This window comes from bacterium, assembly GCA_016703265.1.
Taxonomy (GTDB): Bacteria; Krumholzibacteriota; Krumholzibacteriia; order LZORAL124-64-63; family LZORAL124-64-63; genus CAINDZ01.
On record JADJCK010000005.1, the window covers coordinates 17,802 to 40,749 of the forward strand.

General features: G+C 67.7%; 18 protein-coding genes. 8 read left to right on the top strand and 10 right to left on the bottom strand.

Annotated features, from left to right (window positions below):
- The first annotated feature begins 77 nt into the window (after positions 1-77).
- Positions 78-1,628, top strand: coding sequence for a hypothetical protein (locus tag IPG61_09830; protein ID MBK6734371.1), 1,551 nt, complete (start codon positions 78-80; stop codon positions 1,626-1,628).
- A gap of 13 nt (positions 1,629-1,641) precedes the next feature.
- Here the strand turns inward: IPG61_09830 and IPG61_09835 are convergent, their stop codons facing one another.
- From IPG61_09835 to IPG61_09850, 4 genes are read right to left on the bottom strand one after another with little or no spacing between them, the layout of a single operon-like run.
- Positions 1,642-3,912, bottom strand: coding sequence for a serine protein kinase PrkA (locus IPG61_09835; GenBank protein MBK6734372.1), 2,271 nt, complete (start codon positions 3,910-3,912; stop codon positions 1,642-1,644).
- A 23-nt stretch (positions 3,913-3,935) separates the two neighbouring features.
- Positions 3,936-5,588 carry a SpoVR family protein gene (locus IPG61_09840; protein MBK6734373.1) on the bottom strand — a complete coding sequence of 551 codons (1,653 nt, stop codon included), beginning with the start codon at positions 5,586-5,588 and terminating at the stop codon, positions 3,936-3,938.
- A gap of 10 nt (positions 5,589-5,598) precedes the next feature.
- Positions 5,599-7,002 (bottom strand): DUF444 family protein, encoded by a 1,404-nt coding sequence (locus IPG61_09845; GenBank protein ID MBK6734374.1) that lies wholly within the window; start codon positions 7,000-7,002, stop codon positions 5,599-5,601.
- Between the two features lie 5 nt (positions 7,003-7,007).
- Positions 7,008-9,068 (bottom strand): serine protein kinase PrkA, encoded by a 2,061-nt coding sequence (locus IPG61_09850; protein MBK6734375.1) that lies wholly within the window; start codon positions 9,066-9,068, stop codon positions 7,008-7,010.
- A gap of 844 nt (positions 9,069-9,912) precedes the next feature.
- On the opposite strand from IPG61_09850, the gene IPG61_09855 reads away from it, so the two are divergent.
- The gene (locus IPG61_09855) at positions 9,913-10,914 is read left to right on the top strand and encodes a hypothetical protein (protein ID MBK6734376.1); all 1,002 of its coding nucleotides are present in this window, start codon (positions 9,913-9,915) and stop codon (positions 10,912-10,914) included.
- A 264-nt stretch (positions 10,915-11,178) separates the two neighbouring features.
- Here IPG61_09855 and IPG61_09860 read toward each other — a convergent pair whose 3' ends face one another.
- The 3 genes from IPG61_09860 to IPG61_09870 all read right to left on the bottom strand — a co-directional run bounded on the left by IPG61_09860 (position 11,179) and on the right by IPG61_09870 (position 13,156).
- Complete coding sequence (locus IPG61_09860) at positions 11,179-11,901, bottom strand: hypothetical protein (GenBank protein ID MBK6734377.1); 723 nt, start codon at positions 11,899-11,901, stop codon at positions 11,179-11,181.
- On the bottom strand, positions 11,891-12,607 hold the full coding sequence (locus tag IPG61_09865; protein ID MBK6734378.1) for a sigma-70 family RNA polymerase sigma factor: 717 nt from the start codon (positions 12,605-12,607) through the stop codon (positions 11,891-11,893). The genes IPG61_09860 and IPG61_09865 overlap by 11 nt, the downstream gene beginning before the upstream one ends.
- A gap of 201 nt (positions 12,608-12,808) precedes the next feature.
- A complete protein-coding gene (locus IPG61_09870) occupies positions 12,809-13,156 on the bottom strand; it encodes a cupin domain-containing protein (protein MBK6734379.1) in 348 nt (115 codons plus the stop codon).
- Positions 13,157-13,241: 85 nt separating this feature from the next.
- Between IPG61_09870 and arfB the strand changes: the two genes are divergently transcribed.
- From arfB to IPG61_09890, 4 genes are all read left to right on the top strand, one after another.
- Positions 13,242-13,676: an aminoacyl-tRNA hydrolase gene (arfB, locus tag IPG61_09875; protein ID MBK6734380.1), complete on the top strand. Its 435-nt coding sequence runs from the start codon at positions 13,242-13,244 to the stop codon at positions 13,674-13,676.
- Positions 13,677-13,758: 82 nt separating this feature from the next.
- Positions 13,759-14,271, top strand: a complete 513-nt coding sequence (locus IPG61_09880; GenBank protein MBK6734381.1) for a DinB family protein — start codon at positions 13,759-13,761, stop codon at positions 14,269-14,271.
- A complete protein-coding gene (locus IPG61_09885) occupies positions 14,268-15,149 on the top strand; it encodes a class I SAM-dependent methyltransferase (GenBank protein MBK6734382.1) in 882 nt (293 codons plus the stop codon). Before IPG61_09880 ends, IPG61_09885 begins: the two co-directional genes overlap by 4 nt.
- A 113-nt stretch (positions 15,150-15,262) precedes the next feature.
- A complete protein-coding gene (locus IPG61_09890; protein MBK6734383.1) occupies positions 15,263-15,844 on the top strand; it encodes a superoxide dismutase [Fe] in 582 nt (193 codons plus the stop codon).
- An 85-nt stretch (positions 15,845-15,929) separates the two neighbouring features.
- Here IPG61_09890 and IPG61_09895 read toward each other — a convergent pair whose 3' ends face one another.
- Together IPG61_09895 and IPG61_09900 are read right to left on the bottom strand one after the other, a co-directional pair.
- Positions 15,930-16,961 (bottom strand): hypothetical protein, encoded by a 1,032-nt coding sequence (locus tag IPG61_09895; protein MBK6734384.1) that lies wholly within the window; start codon positions 16,959-16,961, stop codon positions 15,930-15,932.
- The gene (locus IPG61_09900; GenBank protein MBK6734385.1) at positions 16,958-18,109 is read right to left on the bottom strand and encodes a glycosyltransferase family 2 protein; all 1,152 of its coding nucleotides are present in this window, start codon (positions 18,107-18,109) and stop codon (positions 16,958-16,960) included. The genes IPG61_09895 and IPG61_09900 overlap by 4 nt, the downstream gene beginning before the upstream one ends.
- Positions 18,110-18,380: 271 nt before the next feature.
- Here IPG61_09900 and IPG61_09905 point away from each other — a divergent pair, with 271 nt between their 5' ends.
- Positions 18,381-18,923 (top strand): DinB family protein, encoded by a 543-nt coding sequence (locus IPG61_09905; protein MBK6734386.1) that lies wholly within the window; start codon positions 18,381-18,383, stop codon positions 18,921-18,923.
- 85 nt (positions 18,924-19,008) lie between these two features.
- Here IPG61_09905 and IPG61_09910 read toward each other — a convergent pair whose 3' ends face one another.
- A complete protein-coding gene (locus IPG61_09910) occupies positions 19,009-21,258 on the bottom strand; it encodes an NADP-dependent malic enzyme (protein MBK6734387.1) in 2,250 nt (749 codons plus the stop codon).
- 290 nt (positions 21,259-21,548) lie between these two features.
- Between IPG61_09910 and IPG61_09915 the strand changes: the two genes are divergently transcribed.
- Positions 21,549-22,883: a hypothetical protein gene (locus IPG61_09915; protein ID MBK6734388.1), complete on the top strand. Its 1,335-nt coding sequence runs from the start codon at positions 21,549-21,551 to the stop codon at positions 22,881-22,883.
- The last annotated feature ends 65 nt before the right edge of the window (positions 22,884-22,948 follow it).

Below are 22,948 nucleotides of genomic sequence, written 5' to 3' on the forward strand. Positions count from 1 at the left end.
TGCTATCATCAATGCGGGCCTGCCGGCGCCGAACCCGTCCCGGGAGCGCGTCCCGGTCCCGGAATTCGAAGGTGCCGATGCTGTCCACCTGGTTGCGCCCCGCCTGCGCCGCCGGCCTGCTGTTGCTGGCCGGCTGCCAGCGCTGGTCCCCGCTGCAGCCGGCCGAACCGGCGCCGGAGGCGGCGGCGAAGGCCGCCACATCGCCCGCGCCCGCGCCCCCGGGGGCTGTTGCCGGCGGGGCCACGTGGTGCCCGGACCTCGACCGCGACGCGTGGTCGCAGAGCACCGGCTGCACCCTGCGCGACTGCAATGAGACCCTGCATTTCGCCGACCCTGAAGGCGGCTGGTGCGCCCAGGTGCCGGACCTCATCTGCGATCCTGCCAACAATGAGATTGCCGGCGACTTCGCGTTGTGGCGCGAACCCGTTCCGCAGTACCCCGACGGACTGCTTCACGTGTACTACATCAAGGGACCGCTGTGGACCTTCTACCCGGCCACGCACGGCAAGAGCTTCGGGCACGAGGTTTCGGCCGACGGCGTCACCTGGCAGTATCTGGGGGACGCGCTGGCGGTGAACCCGGCCTCCGACTGGGATCGCGACCACGTCTGGGCGCCCTCGATCGTGCTCAACCCGGCCGACGGGCTGTACTGGATGTTCTACGCGGGCGTGATCCGCAATCCGGCCAGCGGCTGGCACGAGGAACGCATCGGCGCCGCCACCAGCAGCGACCTCGTGAACTGGACGCGCGTGGCCGCCGGCGACGGTTGCGGCGGCATCAGCGGCCCCGGCTGCCTCATGGATGCCGATTGGGCCTGGTCCGCGTGGGACGACCCGAACTACTGGGCGCGCCAGTGCCGCGATCCCTACGTGATCAAGGATCCTGATTCCGGGTTCTGGTACATGGCCTACACGGCAGCGCCGGGACCCTTCCACTGGACGCAGGTGGTCGCGCTGGCACGTTCCACCGACCTGGTCCACTGGGAGGACCTGGGCCCGCTCGCGTTCACCGAGGGCCAGAAGGCCGAATCGCCCAACCTGTTCATCCGCGGCGGCAAGCTGCACCTGGTCTGGACGCTGGGTGACGACGGCGGCATCGGCCATGCGACGGCCACCGATTTCGAAACGGGTGACTGGTCCGTGCCGACGGTCATCGCCGGCTCGGGCAGCGGCCTGCAGGTGGCCCCCGAAATGATGGACATGGGCGACTGGATGATGCTCGGCTACGTGATGGAGACGCTGCGCACCATCAACTTCCGCATGTTGAGATTCCACGCGGACGGCACGCTGGAAGAGCAGCCCATCGCCCCGATCGGCTGTCGCTGGGTGGGGGCCGAGAACGTGTTCCCCGGTGCGGCCGAAGTGGCCAACGGGGTGGACGACAACTGCAACGGCCTGGTCGACGAGCCGGCGGGCCCCTGCCCGGACCAGGACGGCGACCTCTTCGGCGCGCCCGGCGGTCCGTTCTGCGCGCGCCTGGCCACGGACTGCGACGACGCCGACCCGGCGGTGTACCCGGGCGCGATCGAGATCTGCGGCAACGGCCGCGATGACGACTGCGACGGCGTGGTGGATGACCCGGGGCAGTGCCGCCCGCGCTGGGGCGGCCCGCTGACGGCGGTCTACTGAGGCCGGGCGGCGGCTACTCGGCGAACTCCGCGGCGATGTCGTTGTCGACGACGTAGATGCACATTTCCCGCGCTCCCATCTCCGTATAGCCGAAGCGGTCGCTCAGGTTCGTGATCAGGAAGGTCACGTCGGCGCGGATGCGCTTGTCGTAGGTGCGGAAGTCCTCGGTGCCGTAGTCCTTCAGGGCGCGCCGGAAGTTGGCGTTCTTCAGGAACGGCTCGAGCACCTTCTCCTTGAGGTGGAACACATAGCGCTTGTGCAGGTCGGCGAAGAGCTGCGTGCCGGTGATGTCGCGCCCCTCGACCATGATCTCCTGCGTCAGCGTGCGCGAGGTGTACTCGCGCTGGGTGGCGTCACGGAATTCGTGGCGCCGGCCTTCGCGCACGTTCACGCCCAGCAACCGGTCCTCGATGCCGGCCAGGAACGTGCCCGTGATCTCCAGCCGCTCGCCCGTGAAGCCGCACACCGCCGTGGTGCCCGTCTCGTAGTTCAGGGCGAACATGTAGTTCATGATGTCGCGGGCGATCTGGTCCTCGTTGTAGTAGTAGAGCGACTCCTTCACTTCCTGCAGGATCTGGTAGTTGTACATGCGGCGCAGCGAATCCAGGAAGCCGCCGGGCAGCTGCTTGGCCAGGTCGGGGCGCGCCTTCACGAAGTACGCCGCCAGCGTGTCCATGGTGATCAGCTGGTCGTCGCGCGCGTGTGTCGCGTAGAGGTCGTGGAAGATGTCGATGGCGTCACGGCCGCTGAAGCCGCGATGGCCCTCGGTCTCGGCCTCGGCGATGATCTTGCGCCGCCGCTTCGCGGTGAAGTTGCGCCGGTCGTCCTCGTCCAGCCAGGAGGGGATGAGGCCCGTGTAGATCGTCATCTTGAGCAGGTGCAGGTTCTCGTCGCAGTACAGCCGGTACTTCTTCGCGTCGCCGATCCACTCCAGCATGGCCGGCGACTTCTCGTTCAGCCGGCTCGAGATGATGACGCGCGCGAAATTCTCCAGCACCCGCGGCAGGAAGCTGTCCTCGATGTGGTTGCCGAAGATGTTCTTGTAGATCTCCACCTCGGTCGCCGAGTCCAGCACGTACGAGATGTTGATGAACTCGATGCGGTCGGTCAGCGACTGGAAGCCGTGCACGTTCTTGTTGTCCTCGGGGTTCATCACGCCCAGGAACAGCGAGTTCACGCGCTCCTCGATCTCGTCGACCTTGTGCACGCCGTCGCTGATGATGTTGTGCAGCTCGAACAGGCGGTCCTTGTTGTGGCCCTTGAGGTCCATCAGCGCGTAGATGCCGTTGTTGGTGCGGGCATAACGCGAGAACAGGTAGCGGACGGCATTGCTGTCCTGGAGCAGGGCGGCGATGCGGCGCTGCAGCAGCGGGTTCGTGATCACCGGCGTGCGCGCCGTGCGGTCGCCCGGGTTGAACACGCTGATGCCTTCGCCCAGCCGCCGGTCCATCTGGTAGGGGCGGGCGTGGATCATGGAGAACACGCGGTCCGGGTCGCCGAGCTTGTGCAGCAGCGACTGGTACAGCGAACTGCAGATGGTGCACGGCACGTCGCGGAAGACCCAGTCGTATTCCTTGTTGTACGACAGGTTCCACTTGAACTCGTCGTTCTCGAACAGCAGGTCGAAGAACGCCGGGCGCTGGTCTTTCGGCACCAGCAGGATCGGGTTGTCGTGGCTGGGGCACGGCACCTCGACGAAGGCCTGCCGCGGCCCGAAACGGTGGGCGTCCGCCACGTCGCGCAGCCCGCCGCCCTCGCCCGGGTGCTCCAGGAGCGCCGCCAGGCGCTCGAGCACCGGCTGCCCTTCCACCTCGAAATGCTCGCCCAGCACCTGGCGGTCGAGTCGCCAGACCACCTCGTAACGCTGGCCGGCCTCGGTTGCCGTGTACTCCTCGAAGCGGCGCAGGAGGTTGTTCAGGAAGATCGACTTGCCGCAGCCCGGGGGGCCGTCGAACATGAAGATCTTGTTCTGCTGCGCGCCGCCCCGGAAGGCGTCGATCATGTTCATCAGCCGGTTGGCGAAGATGCGGTCGGCGAAGAACGGCTGGTCGGTGTTCTCCACGAACAGGCGCCCGAAATCGTAGGCGATGAAGTTGATCGACTCGGGGTCCTCGGGGTACTCGTCGAACCCCTGGCCCACGTAGGCGCTCACCATGTCGTGGAAGACCTGGTGGACGTTGCGGATCAGCCGCTCGGGGTGCGCCCGCAGCAGTTCCAGGAACTGGGCGAACGTGACCGTCTGGGCGTGGTCCAGGCCGCGCTGGCTGGCGTGCAGGGCCGCCATCGCCTGGCTGATGGGATCGCGGCTCACAGCAGGCCCCGGCTGAGCTTGCGGTCCTTCATGGTGTAGCGAACGCGCTGCCATTGCACCTCCGCTTCGCCAGGCGTTTCCACCGTGGGCGCCAGGCCCGGCAGTGTCGGCTGCTTCGAGTCGGGCTTCCTGATCGCCTTGACCTCGGTCGTCTCCAGCTGGACCTTGCCGCCCCACAGGTACTCCAGGCCCAGCATGGTGTTGTGGACGTAGTCCTTCACCAGGGGCTTCCCCTCGAAGGTGTGCTGCAGGCAGAGGTCGCCGTCCGCCGTGCCGGCCACGTCCACCGTCACCAGGGGCGGGTGGTACAGCTGGTCCAGGATCATCTGTTTGTAGTCCACGGCGCTGCGGCTCTTGACGTACCAGCGCCAGACCATGCGCTTCTCGTCAAGAACGCGGTCGGCCACGAACAGGTCGTTCCGGTTGGTGAAGTCCTGCTCGATGAACGTGTTGACGAACAGGAAGTCGTTCAGGTTCTCCCGCACGCGGAAGATGTACTCGCGCCCGCGGGCGGAGCCGGTGTCGAAATGCCGGCGCTGCTCGCTGTCCAGGAGCGAGAGGAAGTCGCGGCTGTAGCGGCCCTTGTCGGCGGCTTCCTCGATGAAGTAGAACAGCCGCATGCCCAGGGCATAGGGATTCAGGCCCACGCGCGGCATGGCGGTCACGGCGGAGTTGACGCGCGCGAAATCGACCTCGTGCCCGGCGATGCGGTCGTCGCGCATGAACAGCGTCTCGTGCCAGTAGCTGGCCCAGCCCTCGTTCATGATCTTGGTGCGGATCTGGGGCTGGAAATAGAGCGAAGTGTTGCGGACGATCTCGACGACCGTCTTCATCCACTTGTTTTCCTCGCGATTCAGGAACTCCGAATGCTCGAGGATGAACCGCACCACATCGCGGCTCCGGCGGTCGCGGGGGCGGTGCGCCTTCTCCAGCATGGCGCGGAACTCGGGGTGCCGGTTCTGGACGCCCTTGAAGAACTCGTCCTCGCCGGCATCGCCCAGCCGCTTGCGGGCCTCGTTGAACCGCTCGATCTCCTTCACGTAGTCGCTGATGCGGACCTTCTTCTCGTCCTGCAGGAAGACGTCGAAGTAGTAGTCCACGCGCAGCGCGAAGTCGGCCACCGGCGGGCGAAGGCGGTCGGCCAGCACGCCGTGGTAGTCGACCAGGTTGTCCAGCGAGCGGGCGAACTCGATCACGTAGTCGACCCAGCGGCCCTTTTCCGAGCGCAGCTTCGCGATGGCGCGCTTGTCGGCCAGGGCCTGGCCGGTGAAGTCGTCGTCCCAGGTGTGCTTGAAGTACAGGTTGTTCTGGAAGAAGTCGATGTGGCCGAGCACGTGATAGAAGATCATCACGTTCAGCCAGTCGGGATTGTTGTCGTTGTAGAAGCTGATCGCCGGACGCGTGTTGATCACGGTCTCGTACGGGTTGTGGGGGTACAGTTCGTAGCGCCCCTTGCCCTGCAGCACCTCGACGTCGTGCACCCAGTAGTCGTACATGGTCGGGATCATGACCTTGGGCGACAGTTCGATCAGGTCGCGGTTGGTCACGACGTACTCGAGCGACTCGTCGTCGAAGCGCAGGCCGGCATCGCGGGCGCGCTCCTTGCAGCCCTCCATGATCGCTTTGGCGTGCTGGTCGATCAGCTGCATCCGGGTCCACCTATTCGCTGATCAGGGACTTGATGCCCTCGATGATGCGTGTTTCCTCGGCGTTCTCCGACATCACGTCCAGGCGCAGTTGCTTGCGCCGGCTCTCGAGCAGGCCGGAGTGCTTCAGGTACTTCTCAACCTCGGTCTGTCCGGGCGACCCGAACGAGCCCTCGGTCACGGTGACGCCTATGCGCGAGGCGTAGGTCATCATCTTCTCCAGTTCGGGCAGGCACTCCTTGCCCTCGCTGTCCCAGTCGTCGCCGTCGGTGCCGTGGAAGACGTAGATGTTGTAGTCCTGGGCCAGGTTCTCCTTCGCCACGATCTCGTTCACCAGCTTGAAGGCCGAGGCCACCTTGGTGCCGCCGGCCACGCGGCTGTTGTAGTACGTGTAGAAGTCGCTGACTTCCTTGGCCTCGGTATCGTGCAGCACGAACCGCGAGGTGACCTGCCCCGAGTACTGGTACAGGATCCAGCTGTAGATCATCACGTGCTGGCTGACCACGACGTCGGTGGGCTTGCCGCTCATGGAGCCGGAGTAGTCGCGCAGGAAGAAGATGACGGCCTGCGACTCGAAATCCTTCTCGCGCGACAGGATCCGGTACACCTTGTCGCTCGGGGCGACCAGGAATCCGGTCGTGTCGGCTTGCTCGCCCGGCTGCAGGCGCCCGAGAGCCACGTTCGTCTCGATGATGCGCTTCAGCGTGGCCTTCTTGTCCAGGAGCTGGCCGAAGCCGCGGTGGCGGTCAGTCAGGTCGTAGCTGTAGCGGGTCAGCGAGCGGCGCTTGCCCTTGTCCTTCAGGTTCGGCAGCTTGAACTGCTCGGTCAGGATGCGCCCGAGGTCGTAGGCGTTCGCTTCCATCTCGTGGTTCGAGCCTTCGCCCTGCCCGGGCCCGGCCCCGCCGCCGTCGCCGTCCTGGGGGCGCACCGGCTGCTCGCCGATGACCTCGCCTTCCTGGCCGGGGCCGCTGCCGCCCTGGGCGCCGCCGTCGCCCTCTTCCTTGAAGCGCGGGTCGTGGACGAGCTTCTCCTCGACCGTGGTGGGAACCACGACGACCTTGTTGCGCCCGCCCTTGCCCGGCTTGACCAGCTTGCCGATGCGGATCTTGCGCGGGAAGCCGTCGGTCTCGCGCTGGTTGTCGCGGGCCATCAGGTCGTCCAGCGAGCCCAGCCTGGCGATCGGCGCCATCGCGAGCGGCGCCAGCGCCTGCAACCGGTCCAGGTCGTTGAACGCATACAGCGAGTCGGGCACCGATTCGAGCGGCGTCAGGCCTGGCGTGTAGTCGGGAACGGCCGGCGCCTCGGGCAGTGAATGGTCGCCCGCCGTTTCCAGTTCAAGGCGCAGCCGGGCCTCGCGCACGGGGGAGAGCCCCGCCGCCCGCAACTGTTCCAGCCATGCCCTGGCGCGCTCGTTCATGGCGTCTAGCTCTCGTCTTCCTGCGTGCAGAAGTACTCGATGGTCTTCTGCGCGCACGTGCGGCAGTACCCCAGCTTGTTCAGCATGGTGTTGATCATGCGGTCGTAGAGCTTCTGGTTCTCCTCGTTGGTGCGGTTGGCCAGCGCGCCGATCAGGCTGCCGGCGCCGGCGATGTCGCTCTTGAGCCGCACATCGGTCACGGCCTTGACCAGTTCGAGGTTGTCCATGAAGTCGTAGTTCGGGTCCAGCGAGATCTTCTGCCCGTAGATCTTGCGGATCGTGGTGCGGAACGTCTCGCGCTGCTCGTCGGTCTTCAGCGTCAGGCGCTCCTCGATGCTCTTGATGAAGCGCTCGTCCACCTTCAGGGCGCGCAGCTCGCCGGTCTGCGGATCCTTGTACTTCCACATCTTGTCCGGGCCCAGGTGCTCGGCGTCGATGCCGATGATCATGTTGACGTAGTTCAGCACGTCCTTGCGGATGGCCTGCGGCTCATCCATGTACGCGTTGAACATCTCGGTCATGATGCGTTCGCGGTACAGGCCGCGCGCGGTCTTCAGGTCCTCGAGGTACTTGGCGCGGTCGTTGTTGTCGTGCACGTAGTCCAGGATGATGCGCTCGATGGTCTTGAAGACGTCGTAGGCGAACATGCATTCGCCCTCGTTCGTCTCCGAGCTCTCCACCATCAGCTGGATGGCCCGGCCCAGGTTGCGCTGGCCCAGGCCCTTCTGGCCGAAGCGGTTGGTGATGTCGGTGTCCTGGCTCAGCGTGTCGATGACCTCGGCCAGGGCCTTGATGCTCTTCTCGCCGGCCACCTCGCCGGCGGCCAGCTTCATCGTCTCGATGGGGGTCAGCTTCTCGCTGCGCGGCAGGCGCGTCAGGATGGCGGCCACCGAGGCGGCGTAGTTCAGGTTCGGATCCTGGTGCAGCACCTCGCGGGTCAGCGTGGTCTTGGTGTCGCCGCCGATGGCGTACTGCGTCAACTGCCCCTGCAGGCGGTAGTTGGTGTTGTGCGAGATGTAGGACACGCGGCAGCGGTCGATGATCGGCGCCTCTTCCTTCTCGGCCAGGAAGCGGTTGAACTCGCTGTTGTTGCTGGTGGCCACGATCAGCATGTCGATCGGCCACTTGAAGCCGTCCATCTCGATGGTGCGGTTCTGGATCACGCCCAGGTACACCTGCACCAGGTCCTTCTTGTTCTTGAACATCTCGTCGGCGAAGTGGATGCCGCCGCCCGCCACGCGCGCCAGGGCGCCGCGCCGCAGGTCGAAGCGGTACGGGTTGTTCGTGTCGGTGATGTGCAGCAGGCGCTGGATGGACTCCTCGCCGAGCAGGTCCACCGCGCTGCTGGTGATCTTGTCCTTCGCCGGGTACTTGCCGGTGACGGTACCGAGGCTCTCGGTCAGCGGCACGGGGAACGTCTCGATGTGCTTGAGCATCTCGACGAGGTTGCCGTCGTGCAGGCGGCGCAGGTCGCTCCACACGTAGCCGCTGCAGGCGCCCAGGGGCCGGTAGTTGGCGTACATGTGCACGAGCTGGTCGTCACTGAAGCCGACCTTGCGCGCCAGGTAGTCGCGGCTCTCCTCGGGGGTCTCGAGGAGGTTCATCGCGAGCACGGCCGGATCCTCGTAGGTCTGGCTCTCGATGGAAGTTATCTTGCCGTATGACCCGATTTTGTCCAGGCCGGTGAACCGGAAGCTGAAGCGCTTGTTCGGCTCTTTGGCCAGGAACTCGCGGTACAGGCGGCTGACGTACTCGACGAAGAACGTCTTGCCGTTGCCCGGCTCACCGACGAGCACATAGGCCATCTCCTGCGACGACCCGCCTTCGGCCGCGTCCTTGACGTATGAGACGAAACTGTTGATTTCGTCATACATCCCGACGATGTGCTTCTTCCCGTGGCGGAAGATCTTGAAGTCGTAGGTCGTCTTGCCGTTGACCACCACCTTCTCGATCTCGCCGTCGAGAATCATGCGGCTGATCGACTGGAAGGCGTTCTCGAACACCTTCTCGCCGTTCTTCAGCGCCAGCAGGTGGTTGTGCAGCGTGTTCTTCCTGGTCTCGATCATGGTGGACCCCCGTCAGGATCCGCCGGCCCGGCGCTGCGGGCGCCGAAGCGGGCGGATGGTAAAGTCGTCCCCGCGACGCGGGTGTCCGCAAACCGCGTGCCGAATCCGTCGCGCCGGGCATGATGGTGGGAAATCGCAAGATGCCGTTCCGCCGGCGTGCCGCCGCACGAGGCCGGGAGCACGCCATGAAAGAACGTTAAACCGCGCCGATCGGCCACTGGTTCCGGCGGGTTGGCCGGGAAGTGCCGGACGGCGCCCGCGGCACCTGCCCGGAATCCGCCTCAGCTTTTCGACAGGGCATTCCGAGCCGCAGGTGTTGCCCGGAAGGCGCGGGAGGACTGCCGAAAGAGCGCCGCCCGCCCGGCGCCGTTCTGCCACACCTTTTCGGCCGACGGCCGCCACTTCGTCTACGACGTGCACACGAACGGCCTGCTCGAGGTCGAGCCGGCGTTGGCAGCCGTGCTGCCGCTCTACGGTCCGTTCACCCGCCGCGAGATCGTTGCGGAACTGGCGGCGCGATTCGACGCCGCCACGGTGCGCGCGGCGTTTGCCGCCATCGAGCAGGGTCGGCGCGAACGGGGCCTGTTCCTGGCGCACCGGCCGCGACTGGTACCGCCGCCGCAGGAGCAGGCGGCGCCCGGTGTCTGCGATCGCGGCCTGCAGCAACTGGTGCTCACGGTGACCGAGCGCTGCAACCTGCGCTGCCGCTACTGCGTGCACGGGGCGCATCTCGACTGGGTCAGGCCGCATGGCCGGGTCTCCATGTCGGTCGCAACGGCGCAGCGGGCGGTGCGCTGGTTCCTGGATCGCGCCGACCCGGGCGAGGCGCCGGTAATCTCCTTCTATGGCGGCGAGGCGTTGCTGGAGCCCGGAACTCATCGCCGCCGTGGTGGCGACGGCGCGCGCGCACCCGCGCGGAGCGGCCGTGCGCTTCGCCATCGACACGAACGGCGTCCTGCTGGACGAACGCGCCATCGACCTGGCCGTTCGCGAACGCATGTACGTGCAGGTCAGCCTGGACGGCCCGGCCCCGGAGCACGATCGCCATCGCGTCGATGTCGGGGGCGCCCCGACCCACGCCCGCATCGAGGCGGGGCTGGATCGCCTGCTGGCGCGTGATCCGACCGTCGCCCAACGTCTGTCGTTCATGGTGACGCTGGCCCCGCCGGTCGACGTGGTGGCAGTCGCCCGCTATTTCGCCGATTTCCCGCCGTTCCGTCGGCACGGCATCCAACGCGCGCCGAGGCTGCGCGTGGGCATGGCCGACCTGCGTGGACACGAGTGGCCCGATGCGGTCCCCGGCCGGAAGGAACTGGCCCAGGCACTGGAGGCGCTGGAATCAAGCTACTTTGCCATGCTCGCGGACGGACGGCGCTCGGAAGCGGGTCCTGTGGCCGCTGCGCTCTGCGAACCCGCGCTCATCCGCTGGCATCACCGCAGCCGCCGGCCGCTCGGACGCACCTGGACGCCCGGCGGCAACTGTCGGCCGGGAAGGCGCAAACTGCACGTCATGCCGGACGGCTCGTTCCATCCGTGCGAGCGTACCGGGCAGGTCATGTCCATTGGTGATGTGGATCGCGGCATCGAGCCGTCCCGGGTGCGCGCGCTCCAGGGTGGGTTCCACCGGGCTGTTGCTGCCGGCTGTGGCGACTGCTGGGCGCTGCGCCGCTGCAGCGTCTGTTTTGCCGTCCAGGCCGCCGAGACGGGCGGCTGCGCCGGGGCATTGCCCGACGGATTCTGCGCGAAGCAGCGTCAGGTGCAGGAACAGCTGCTCATGCAGGTCGCGCGGTCGCTGCTGTTGCCGGCGTCGGCGCGGTCCTGGCTGCACGACACCGTGGTGACGTGATCGCGTCGTTTGCATCCCCGCCGGCATGTCGCCGGTGGCGGCACCGAGGAGGATGTCCATGTTCAAGGAACTCGAAGCCCAAGCGGAAAAGCCGGCACCCGGGGAACCGGGGCCCGAGGGGATCTGCGATTGCCAGTGCAGCGAGCCCGAACCCGCGGACGGGGGAGGCCGCGCCGGCTGGAAATCGGACGCTGGCCTACTCGCAGAAATACTGGGATATCAACGGCTGAGCATGCCGTGCCCCGGGGGTGTGCGCGGCGGCGTTCAGTTGTCCAGCTGCGACCGCACGCCGTCGGCGCGCACCCCGGAGTAGACGACGATCTCCTGGCGTCCGGGCAATCGTATGCGCCAGCCGTTCACGACCCAATGCAGTCCGTTCACGTACATGGGAATGGTCAGGTCCGGCGCCCGGCCCTGGGTGATCCCGACGATTACCGGGATGAGCTCACGATTCTGCCCGCCGAACCACGCCTTTACTGCAGCAGCTGACCTTTCGCCCGAGCCGTCAGCGAGAGCGCCGCTGGTGACGATGCTGCCATCCGAAAGCCGGTATTCGCAACCGAGTGACAGGTGACGCGTCTGTCCCACCTGCCAGCCCTCCAGGATGACCGGGACGGCGTTGGTGGCGCTCTTGGTGATCAGCAGGTCCTCGGCGGTTTCCCGGGACAATCCGGGGTCGGACTCCCGTTCGGTGGTCGTGACTTCAGCCCCGCGCAGACCTTGACGATATGTCGTGAACTTCGTGTCGCCCTTCATGAATGTGCGCACCGAGGTGTCGAAGTCGTCGCTGCCCAGAGGCCCGCTCAGCGCCACGAGCAGCGCGGCCGCGACAAACGCCGTGCGCACGACGCGCACCCGTGCCTGGCGCCGCTCCTGCTGCGCCAGCTTCAGGCCGAGCACGGCGCGTATGGCGCGCCTCGACGGCGCCGGGTCCGTTCGCTCCCCCGCCGCTTCGCGCAGCAGCCTGTCCAGTGGCTCAGTCTTCATCATCATCCCGATCTTGGCGATGGTCCGTATCCCGACCCTGACGATCCGACCGCGGCACCGGGCGCCGCTCCCGCCACGTGGGCACCGCAGTCAATCCGTGTCCCTCTGCCAGCAGCGCCTTCACGCTGCGCCGTTCGGCTTCGGTCAGCGCATGTTCGTGGTGCAACCACTCGGCCAGCTGCCTTCGCCCGCGAGTCAGGTGCGAGCGAACCGTTTCCTCCGGCATCCCCAGGGCCAGCGCGGTGTCGCGCAGCGAGTACTCCATGTAGATGTGCAGCACGATCGCATCACGCCGGTCTGCCGGGAGCCGCTCCACCAGGCCGCGCACGCGCAGTGACAGTTCGTTCCGTTCCAGCTGGTCCGACGGCGACTCGGGAGCCGAGCCATCGACCTGGCTGCCGACGAACTCCTCCTGCGCCCGCCTCCGGTTCGACCGCCAGTAGCGCGGCAGCACCCGGCGTCGCGCGATGTGGAACAGCCAGACCCCGAACGAGCGGCCCTGCCAGCTGAATTTCTCCAGGTGCTCGAGCGCGTAGACGAACACTTCCTGCGTCAGGTCCTGGGCGGTCTCCGGGTCGCCGGTGCACCATTCCAGGTAGGCCAGCAGGTGGTCGTGGTAACGATCGAAGAACACCCAGAACGCGTCGTTGTCGACCCGGACCAGCTGGAGCCATTTCTTCTCCAGTTCGAGGCCCTCGGACGACAACGCCGGCGCGCCACCCTCCTGCCAGGAGGCCGGCTCCGGGCCCCTGTGTCGCCCGGACAACCACTTATAAAGGCCACTCAGAGCCATTTCGGGTGCACCTGTTGCGCATTTTTGTGCGAAAATCTTCTCGCGGTTACCTGCAACCCATTGTAACACATCCAGTGGCCGGTGTGCAGTCGGCGTGCGGACAACGGGTTGCGCCTATTCGTAGGATTTCGGCACGGCGCAGATGAAGACGAACGGTTCGGCGCCCGTATTGCGGAACTGGTGGACGTCGCCCGGCGCCACGAAGGCGAAATCGCCGGCGACAAGGGGATTGAGCCGGCCCTCGACGTCGACCAGGGCGCCCTGGCCGCTGATGACATAGTTGACGTGTTCGACGTCATGCTGGTGGTGCGGCGAGTGCCCGCCGGGCGCCACGGTGAACACGCGGAACGAGAAGGTGGGGGCCCCGTCGGCGCTGCCCACGACCAGTTGTTTGGTGATGTCGCGCACCCCGTCCATGTTGACGGCGGTCTGGGGGACATCGGCCAGCTTGCGGATGATCATGACGGTACCTCCGGATGGCGCGCACGGGGCGCGGGCTTTCCAAGATACTAGGCGCCGCGGCGCCGCGCACGGATGAGGCGGGGAAATGTCGGACGACCTGATCGTCAACCCGCGGGTGACCATTCCCGCGGCCGAACTGGAGTTCACCGCCAGCAGGGCCTCGGGGCCCGGCGGCCAGCATGTGAATACCTCCGACACGCGGGTGCAGCTGCGCTGGAACGTACTTTCGTCCGTGGCCCTTGGCGAGGTGCAGCGGCAGCGCGTGCTGGCGGCGCTCGCCTCGCGGCTGACCACCGGCGGTGACCTGATCCTCGCCTGCGCCACCCATCGCAGCCAGCGCCGCAACCGCGACGAGGTGGCCGACCGGCTGGCCGAACTGGTGCGGCGCGCGCTGGTGCCGCCGCGCCCGCGCAAGCCGACCCGGCCCACGGCCGCCTCGCGCCAGCGGCGCCTGGAGGGCAAGAAGCACCGCAGCGACATCAAGCGCGGGCGGGGCCGCGGCGGCAGCAGCGACGACTAGGCCGCTGCTGGCGTCGCGCGGGGCGCCGACCTATCCGTGGGGGCGTACCCGCACCCCGAGTCTCTTGTAGCCGGAGGCGACGATGGATCCCTTCTCCCTGATCGAGCGGCTGGAAGCCGGCGCCGCCGCGCTGTCCGGCGTCACCGCCGGCATGTCGTCCTCGCAGGCCGCCTGGAGGCCGGCGCCCGACCAGTGGTCGCTGCTGGAGATCGCCTGCCACCTGCTCGACGAGGAGCGCGAGGATTTCCGCGTGCGCCTCGACTTCACGCTGCACCGCCCGGGCGAGGCGTGGCCGACCATCGACCCGACCGGCTGGGTGCGGTCGCACGACTACGCCGGCCGGGAGTTTGCCGCAACCATGGCTGCGTTCGCCGAAGAGCGCGGCCGTTCGCTGGACTGGCTGCGCGCCCTGCGCGATCCCGATTGGGACGCGGCCTACCAGCATCCCAGGCTGGGGGTGATCCGCGCCGGCGACCTGCTGGCGTCGTGGTGCGCGCACGACGTGCTGCACCTGCGGCAGATGGCGCGCTGGCACTGGCGGCGCTTGCAGGACGAGGCCGGTCCGTTCGGCACCGGCTATGCGGGGCAGTGGTGAACGACCTGCGGCCCGACCTGCAGGCCCACTACGGGCGCCAGGGCCTGCTCGAAGAGATCGAGGGGCTGCTGGCGGCCTGCGGCCCGGCCGCCGACGGCGAAGCTGTCCTGGCGCGGGCCGACGAATTCCACCCCGGCGGCAGCGCCGCCACCGGGCAGCTGGCCCGGCTGGCGGCGCCCGCGCCCGGCGAACGGGTGCTGGACCTGGGCTGCGGCATTGGTGGGCCCGCGCGTCGGCTGCGGCGGCTGGTGGGCCCGGCGGGCTCTGTGACCGGCGTCGACGTGGTGGCCGAGTACTGCCGCGCCGCCCGCGCGCTCAACTCCCGTGCGTCCTGTGCCCGCGAAGAGACTGCGGCCGACATCGTCATCCTGCAGGCCGACGCCCTGGCGCTGGACCTGCCCGGGCCGCGCTTCGACCTGGCCTGGTCGCAGCAGGCGCAGATGAACGTGGCCGACAAGGCCGGCTGGCTGGCCTGCGTGCATCGGCACCTGGCGCCGCGCGGACGCTATGCGTTCCACGAAGTGTTCGCCGGTGCGGGTTCGGGAGCGGGCGCCGGCCACGAGCCGCTCTATCCCGTGCCCTGGGCGGTGACGGCTGCCGACAGTCACCTGGTGACGGCCCCGCAGTGGTGCGCCGCGCTGGCGGCCGGCGGGTTCGTCCTGCGGCACTGGGAAGACGTCACCGAACTGACGGTGCGCTGGCTGGACGAGGCGCTCGCGACGCAGAAGGCCCTCGCCGCAGCCGGGGATCCGGCGGCCGCGCTGAGCGTGCGCCTGCTGCTGGGGCCGGAGGCCGGGCGCATGTCGCGCAACCTGCGCGGGAACCTCGCCGAAGGTCGCCTGCAGGCGTTCATGGGCGTGGGTGAACGCGCCGGCTGAGGCGCCGCGCCGTTGCGAGCCACCGGATGCTTCGTTATCCTGCCCGGGTTGAGCCGACAACGGGCCGCGGCTCCGTCCGGAGCGCGCCCGCCACCAGAGCAGGGAGAGGAACCATGGAGCACAAGCTTCCCGAGTTGCCCTACGCGCGCAACGGCCTGGAGCCGCATATCTCGGCCGAGACGCTGGATTTCCACTACGGCAAGCATCACCAGGCCTACGTCACGAACCTGAACAACCTGATCAAGGGCACGGAGTTCGCGGAGGCCTCGCTGGAGGACATCGTGAAGAAGGCCCCGGCCGGCGGCGTCTTCAACAACGCGGCCCAGGTCTGGAACCACACCTTCTACTTCACGGGCATGGGCCCCAAGGGCGGCGGCGAGCCCACCGGCGCGCTCGCGGCGGCCATCAACGCGGCGTTCGGTTCGTTCGCCGAGTTCAAGGTGAAGTTCACGGCCAGCGCGGTCGGCAACTTCGGCTCGGGCTGGACCTGGCTGGTGAAGAACGCGGCCGGCGGCGTCGAGATCGTGAACACGAGCAATGCCGATACGCCGCTGCGCACGGGCATCAAGCCGGTGCTGACGGTCGACGTCTGGGAGCACGCCTACTACGTGGACAAGCGCAATGCGCGTCCCGCGTACGTCGAGGCGTGGTGGAACGTCATCGACTGGAACGTGGCTTCGCAGCGCTTCGCCTAGATCGTACGGGAAGAGCGCCCGGGAAGTGACAGGAAGACGGCGGCCCATCCGGCCGCCGTTTTCGTTGCCGCCGTCCCAATGCGGATCAGTTCCGCAGGCGGAAGTTGTCCAGTTCGTACACGACCGGCGCCGTGGGGCGCGGCAGGTAGACCAGGATCAACTCCATATCCGATGTGTCGAGGGGCCGGCTCTTGTCGCTGAGGTAGGCCTGGGTCAGGTCGAAGCGGATGGTGCGCCAGCGGCGGTCCGCGAAGAAGCCCAGGCGGGCACCCTGGTTGTCGCGCGTGCCCAGGTAGTCGTCCAGGCGCAACGACATCGGCACGCTGTCCGTGGAGGCGATCACCACGCGCACGTCGAACTCCAGCGTCCGGAACTTCGACCAGTCGTGGGAGAAGCGCCGCACCTTGACGCCCGGCCAGTGGTCGGGCGGCCCGCTCGTGGCGCGCAACACGCCCGTGGGTCCGTTGGGGCCGTCGGGCACGTTCACGAACTTCAGCAGCGAGTGGAAGTTCTCGTCCCAGATCCAGTGATCCAGGCCCGATTCGAAGTCGGCGATCATCGGGAACGTGCGCCGCGACTGGTAGCTCGCCGCGACCACGCCCGGCAGGTAGTACAGCTGCGCCGGGACGCTCAACAGGAGCACCGACATGAGCACGAGTCCGCTCCGACGACGGTGTCCCTTCCACAGGATCAGGCCGACGATGATGCCGATGCCGACGATATCGAGCAGGAAGTCCTTCAGGAGCGCCGCGCGCCCGAACAGGGGCTGCACGAACTCGACGAGCGCCCCCGCTGTGATGGCGGCCAAGGTCGCGAACCACAGCCGGCCGCGCAGCGGTCCGCGCCAGTAGAGGAGCAGGGCCACGATCGCCATCAGCACGACATGGAACTGGTCGCCGAGCGGGGAGATGGCCGGGTGCCGGCGCAGCACGACGGGGATCTTCACGAAGAACGGCACCGTCACCAGGGCCATCATCGCCAGCCACACCCATCGGTGCTGCAGGAAGCGCGGCATGGCCAGCGCGGGCACGTGTCGTTCCCAGCGCAGGAGCGCCCTCCAGCCGGTCCCCGCGGGGCCGCGTGGCCGCTGCGCGGGATCTCCGTCCGAAGGATTCATGTGCGCGGCTTCCAGATGACCTGCTTGCGGCCGCGCAGGAACTGCCAGAACGCCTGGGCGCTGGCCAGGTTCAGCACGCACAGGTAGGTGGCCAGGCCGATCACCCGCGGCGCGCTGCGGGCCGCCACGTGCCCGTAGGCCGCCGCGGCGTAGAAGGCGACCTGCGCCACCATGGCCAGGCGCCAGAACGTGGTGCCGGCGCGGTCGGCCAGCAGCCAGGCCGAAACCAGGCAGCCGATCATGAAGAGGAACGCCAGGTAGCGCAGCACCTTGTGCGACCAGAGCTGCCAGGCGAACAGGCCGTAGCGCGAGAAATCGAGCAGGGCGGCCATGTCCTTCAGGGCGTGGAAGGCGCGCAACGCCACGCGCACCCGCATGCGGTACTCGTCGCCGGTGGCGGCCAGCGCGTCCTCGTACAGCAGCGCCTCGGGCTGGTAGACGACACGGTAGCCCTGTTCGCGCACGCGCAGGGGCTGCACGAAGTCGGGCAGCTGGTCGGCGCGCATCGGCTTGTAGAGCGCGCGCCGGATGGCGTCGACGCCCCCGTCCACGCCGACGATGGACCCGAGCTGCGTCTCCCAGGCCCGCAGCTGGTTCTCGTAGCGCATGTAGGCCGAGCAGCCCTCGCCGCTCAGTGAACCGTCGGCCGCCTTGTAGACCATGCGCCCGGTCACGTAGCCCACGTCGCCGTCGGCGAAACTGTCGACCAGGCGCGCGATGGTGTCCGGCGCGTACAGCGAATTGGCGTCCGAGAAGACGATGATCTCGCCCGTGGCGTGGGGCATGGCCAGGTTCAGGCCGCTGGTCTTGCCCGCCCGCGGTTCCTGGCGCACCAGGCGCACGCGCGCATCGCCGATGGCGCGCACGAGTTCGTCGGTGCCGTCGTCCGAGGCGTCCGAGACGACGATCACATCCAGGCGGTCGGCAGGGTAGTCCTGGGCCAGCTTGTTGCGGACCGTGGCCGTGATGTGGCGCGCCTCGTTGAAGGCGGCGATGAGGACCGTCACGCGCGGCTGGTGGGCACCCGGTGGCCCGAACTGGACACGCCGGTTCAGGGCGGAGCCCAGCAGCCACGCCAGCAGGGGATACCCGGCGTACACGTAGACCAGGCCAAGCAGGCTGAGCCAGAAGACGGCGGTCCAGAACAACAGTGCGTTCCCCCAGGATTCGCGGCGCGGCGCCCGGCGCGGGCCCGCCTCCGGGTATCGGCCGACAGGCTTGCCGTCATAATAGCGGTTTTTCCCGAAGTCGTTATCTCCGGGGGGTTAGGATCACCGCGGACCCGTCGCGGCGCAAGCAAATTGCGCGTCAATTTTCGCTTTATTTTCGCCGTCGACTGTGGTATTGTCTCGGCGAATCCCCAGAATGACCACGGTGGCAGCGCCGCCCGCGCCGCCGCCGTTCCAAGGAGAAGACGCCATGAACTGGACCCTGTTGCTGAATGCCTCGGTCGAATCGACGTACAAGGCCACGGACGGCCTGATGGCCATGGTCGGCGACGCCGACCTGGGCTGGAAGCCGGCCTCGGGCCGCAACTGGATGACCACCGGCCAGTTGCTCATGCACCTGACCAACGCCTGCGGCTTCTGCTGCCGCGGCTTCCTGACCGGCGACTGGGGCATGCCCGAGGCCGGCTGCGAAGGCGCGCCGGAAGGCGGCGAGATCCCGATGGAGGCCATGCTGCCGCCCGCCGAGGCCCTGCCGACGGTCGCCAGCGTGGCGGAGGCGCGTCGCCTGCTGGCCGAGGACCGCCTGCTGGCCCTGGCGATGATCAAGGAAGCGGGCGAGGGCAAGCTCGACACCATGCTCGTGGCCGCGCCCTGGTGCCCGAACGACGCGCAGCCGCTGGGCCGCCAGTTCCTGGGCATGATCGGCCACCTCGAGTGCCACAAGAGCCAGCTGTTCTACTACCTCAAGCTGATGGGCCGCGACGTGAACACCATGCATATGTGGGGGATGTAGGTCCGCGGGTTCCTGCCGCAGAAAAAAGGGGCGCCGGTCGTGTGACCGGCGCCCTTTTCCATGCAGGCGGTGCTGAGAGTCGTCGCTATCGGCCGGCCTCGAAGCTGGCCACCGCCGCCATATTGACGATCTCATCCACGGTCGAGCCCAGCGACACCATGTGGATCGGCTGCTTCAAGCCCACCAGCAGCGGCCCGATGACCTCGCGGTTGCCCATGTGGCCGACCAGCTTGTAGGCGATGTTCGCGCTCTGCAGATCCGGGAACACGAACACGTTTGCCGCCTCGGTCAGTGCGCAGTCCGGAATCAGTTTGCCCAACTGGCCCGGCAGCACGGCCGCGTCGGCGCGCATCTCGCCTTCGACCTTCATCTTCGGATGTTCCTTGCGGAGGATGGAGACGGCATCCCGCACGACGCGGGCTTCGGGCCGGTCGTTGTCACCAAACGTCGAGAATGAGAGCATCGCCACGTTGGGATCCAGGTTGAAGTGGCGGGCCACATCGCAGGCCTGCACGGCGATGTCGGCCAATTGACGGGAGTCGGGCTTGAAATTCACCGTGGTGTCGGCGAAAACGTAGGCCCGGCCCTCGATCAGCAGGACGTGAACGCCGACGACGCGTGAGACATCCGGCTTCAATTCGGCCAGCGACAGCACGATCTTCAGCGTCTCGACGTACGAGCGTTGGGCGCCACAGACCATGCCGTCGGCCTCGCCGGCCCTCAACAGCATCACTCCATGGTGAATCGGCAACTGGACCATGCGGCGGGCCCGCTCCAGGTCGTAGCCGTGGCGCGACTTCTCCTTGAACAGCATCTGCGCCATCGCCTCGTGCTGGTCGCCGCAGGACGAGTCGACAATCTTGACGGCCGAGAGGTCGATATTCAACGCAGCGGCGCGGGCCTTGATGATCTCGGGCTGTCCCAGCAGCGTCGGTTTGGCCAGGCCTTCCGACGACACCACGCGGCACGCCTCGAGCACGCGGTCGCTCTCGCCGTCGGCGAAGATGATCCGCTGCGGCGCGCGCTTGGCCGCCGCGCGGATGTTGTGCATCACCAGCAGCGAGCGGTTGGTCATGCTCTCGAGGCGCTCGCGGTAGGCGGCCCAGTCGGTGATGGGCAAGCCGGCCACGCCCTCGTCGCAGGCTGCCTTGGCCACGGCGAACGCCACGCGCGACAGCACGCGGGAGTCGAACGGCTTGGGGATGATGTAGTCGGTGCCGAACTCGAACGTCTGGCCGCCGTAGGCTGCCGAGACGTACGAGGGCACCGGCTCGCGCGCCAGTTCGGCCAGCGCGTGCGACGCGGCCAGCTTCATGCCTTCGGTGATGGCGCTGGCCCGCACGTCCAGCGCGCCGCGGAAGATGAACGGGAAGCCCAGCACGTTGTTGACCTGGTTCGGGTAGTCCGAACGGCCGGTGGCCATGATCAGGTCCTTGCGGGCGGCCATCGCATCGGGGTAGGAGATTTCCGGATCGGGGTTGGCCATGGCGAAGACGATGGGCTTGTCGGCCATCGAACGCACCATGTCCTGGCTGACCAGGCCCTTGACCGAGCAGCCGTAGAACACGTCCGCGCCCTTCATGGCGTCGGCCAGCGTGCGGTTCTTCGTCTCGTGGGCGAAGTACTCCTTGTACTTGTTCATGCCCTCGGTGCGGCCCTTGTAGCAGACACCCTTGCTGTCGACGAGCGAGATGTTCGCCAGGGGCACGCCCAGCAATTCGGCGAACTTCGCGCAGGCGATGGCCGAGGCGCCGGCGCCCGACACGACGACCTTCAGGTCCTTCAGCTTCTTGCCCTGGATGTGCGCGGCATTGATCAGGCCGGCGCCCGAGATGATCGCCGTGCCGTGCTGGTCGTCATGGAAGACGGGGATCTTCATCTCGGCGCGCAGGCGCTCCTCGATGTAGAAGCACTCGGGCGCCTTGATGTCTTCCAGGTTGATGCCGCCGAACGTCGGCTCGAGCATCTTGCAGCACTTGATGATCTCTTCGGGGTCGTGCGAATCGACTTCGATGTCGAAGACGTCGACATGGCCGAAGCGCTTGAACAGGACGCCCTTGCCTTCCATCACCGGCTTGCCGCCCAGGGCACCGATGTCGCCGAGGCCCAGCACCGCGGTGCCGTTCGAGAACACGGCCACCAGGTTGCCCTTGTTCGTGTACTTGTAGGCGTCGGCGGGGTTCTTTTCGATCTCCAGGCAGGGGATCGCGACGCCCGGCGAGTACGCCAGCGACAGGTCGCGAGCCGTCAGGCACGGCTTGGTCGGAACGACCTCGGTCTTGCCGGGACGACCTTGGCTGTGATAGTCGAGTGCATCCTGATCGCGGAACGCCATGACAGGCGACCTCCATGCTGGAAACCGGGCGGCGCCAGGCCGGTGGAATGCCGACGGCGCACAGGTACTTGTCAAACCAGTAACGGGAGCGCGAGAATAGCAAGAATGGCGCGGAGGTCAACGAAGGTCGCACGTTGCCGCTTTCTGATATTGATAATCTCATTCGCAGGACCATGCTGAAATGATGTGGTTTTTGGGACCGGGTGCTTTATGCTCAGCCCAGTACCACTCCCCGGGCCCACACCTTCCGAACGCGTTTCCCGACCGCTTTCAACCGGAGGACCGGCTCGATGCGACGTTCCCAGGCTTTCCCCCGTGTCCTCCGTTTCGCGAGCCGCCCGTGGATCCTGGCGCTTCCCGCGGCCATCCTGCTGCTCGGCGGCTGCGACGACGAGGCACCGCCGCGCCAGGCGCCTGTTGCCGCGGTGCATGACGAAGCCTGGACGGAACCGGCCAGCGGCGCCTTCCACGGCCGCTTCGTCACGCGCGACGGCGCCGACGACTGCCGCACCTGCCATGCCGACGATCTCCAGGGCGACGGCGACGCGCCCGCCTGCTCCTCGTGCCACACCGGCGCCGGCGGCCACCCGGAAGGCTGGGTCGATGCGGCGGCGCACGGCCCGGTCGCGCTGGCCAACGGCAGCGGACTGTGCACGGCCTGCCATGGGCTGGACCTGCGTGGCGGCTGGGCCCGCGTCTCCTGTGCGGGTTGCCACGAGAACCTGGCTTCCAACCACCCGGCCGGCTGGGGTGCGCCCGACGTCCACGGTTCGGCTGTCATCGCTGACGGCGGCAGCGCCTGCGCCTCGTGCCACGGCTTCGATTTCCGCGGCGGCGTTGCCGGCGTTTCCTGCTACGTGTGCCACGATGGCCCGGGCGGTCACCCGCTCGGCTGGGAGGAACAGCTGGCGCACGGTACGGCGGCCCAGGGCGCGGCCGTGGCCGGCTGCGCTGTCTGCCACGGCGCGGATTTCCGCGGCGGCTGGACGAGCGTCTCCTGCTACCAGTGCCACGGCGGCCCGACCGGCCGCCATGGCGACGGCTACGCCGAACCCGGGCAGCACGGCGCTGATGTGCGCGCCAACGGGACTTCCGGGTGCGTGAACTGCCACGGCGCCGACCTGACCGGTGGCCGCAGCGGCGTCTCGTGCAGTCAGTGCCACAACGGCCCCGGCGGCCATCCCGCGAACTGGGCCAACGAGTCGCAGCACGGGAGTGCGGTCGAGGACGGCGGCGCCGCTGCCTGCGCAGCCTGCCACGGTGCCGACTACCGCGGCGGCTGGTCTGCAACTTCCTGCTACGAGTGCCATGACGGCCCGGGTGGTCATCCGGCGGGCTGGTCCCACTACACGGGCCACGGTCGAACGGCGAGCCTCTACGGGCCGGCGGCCTGCGGCACCTGCCACGGCGTCGACTACCAGGGCGGCTGGACGAGCATCACGTGCTACCAGTGCCACGTGGGGCCGTACGCCGTGCATCCATTGGGCTGGGCCGATCCCGACGCCCACGGCAGTGTTGCCGAGGACGGCGGCGCCGCGGCCTGCACCGAATGTCACGGCGCCGATTTCCGCGGCGGCGGCAGCGGTGTTTCGTGCTGGCGCTGCCACGAAGGGCCGAACCCCTAGGGCGGGCCTGACCATGGGAAAGGCCCGGCCTCAGGCCGGGCCCCATCGACGGGACGGGCGCATCC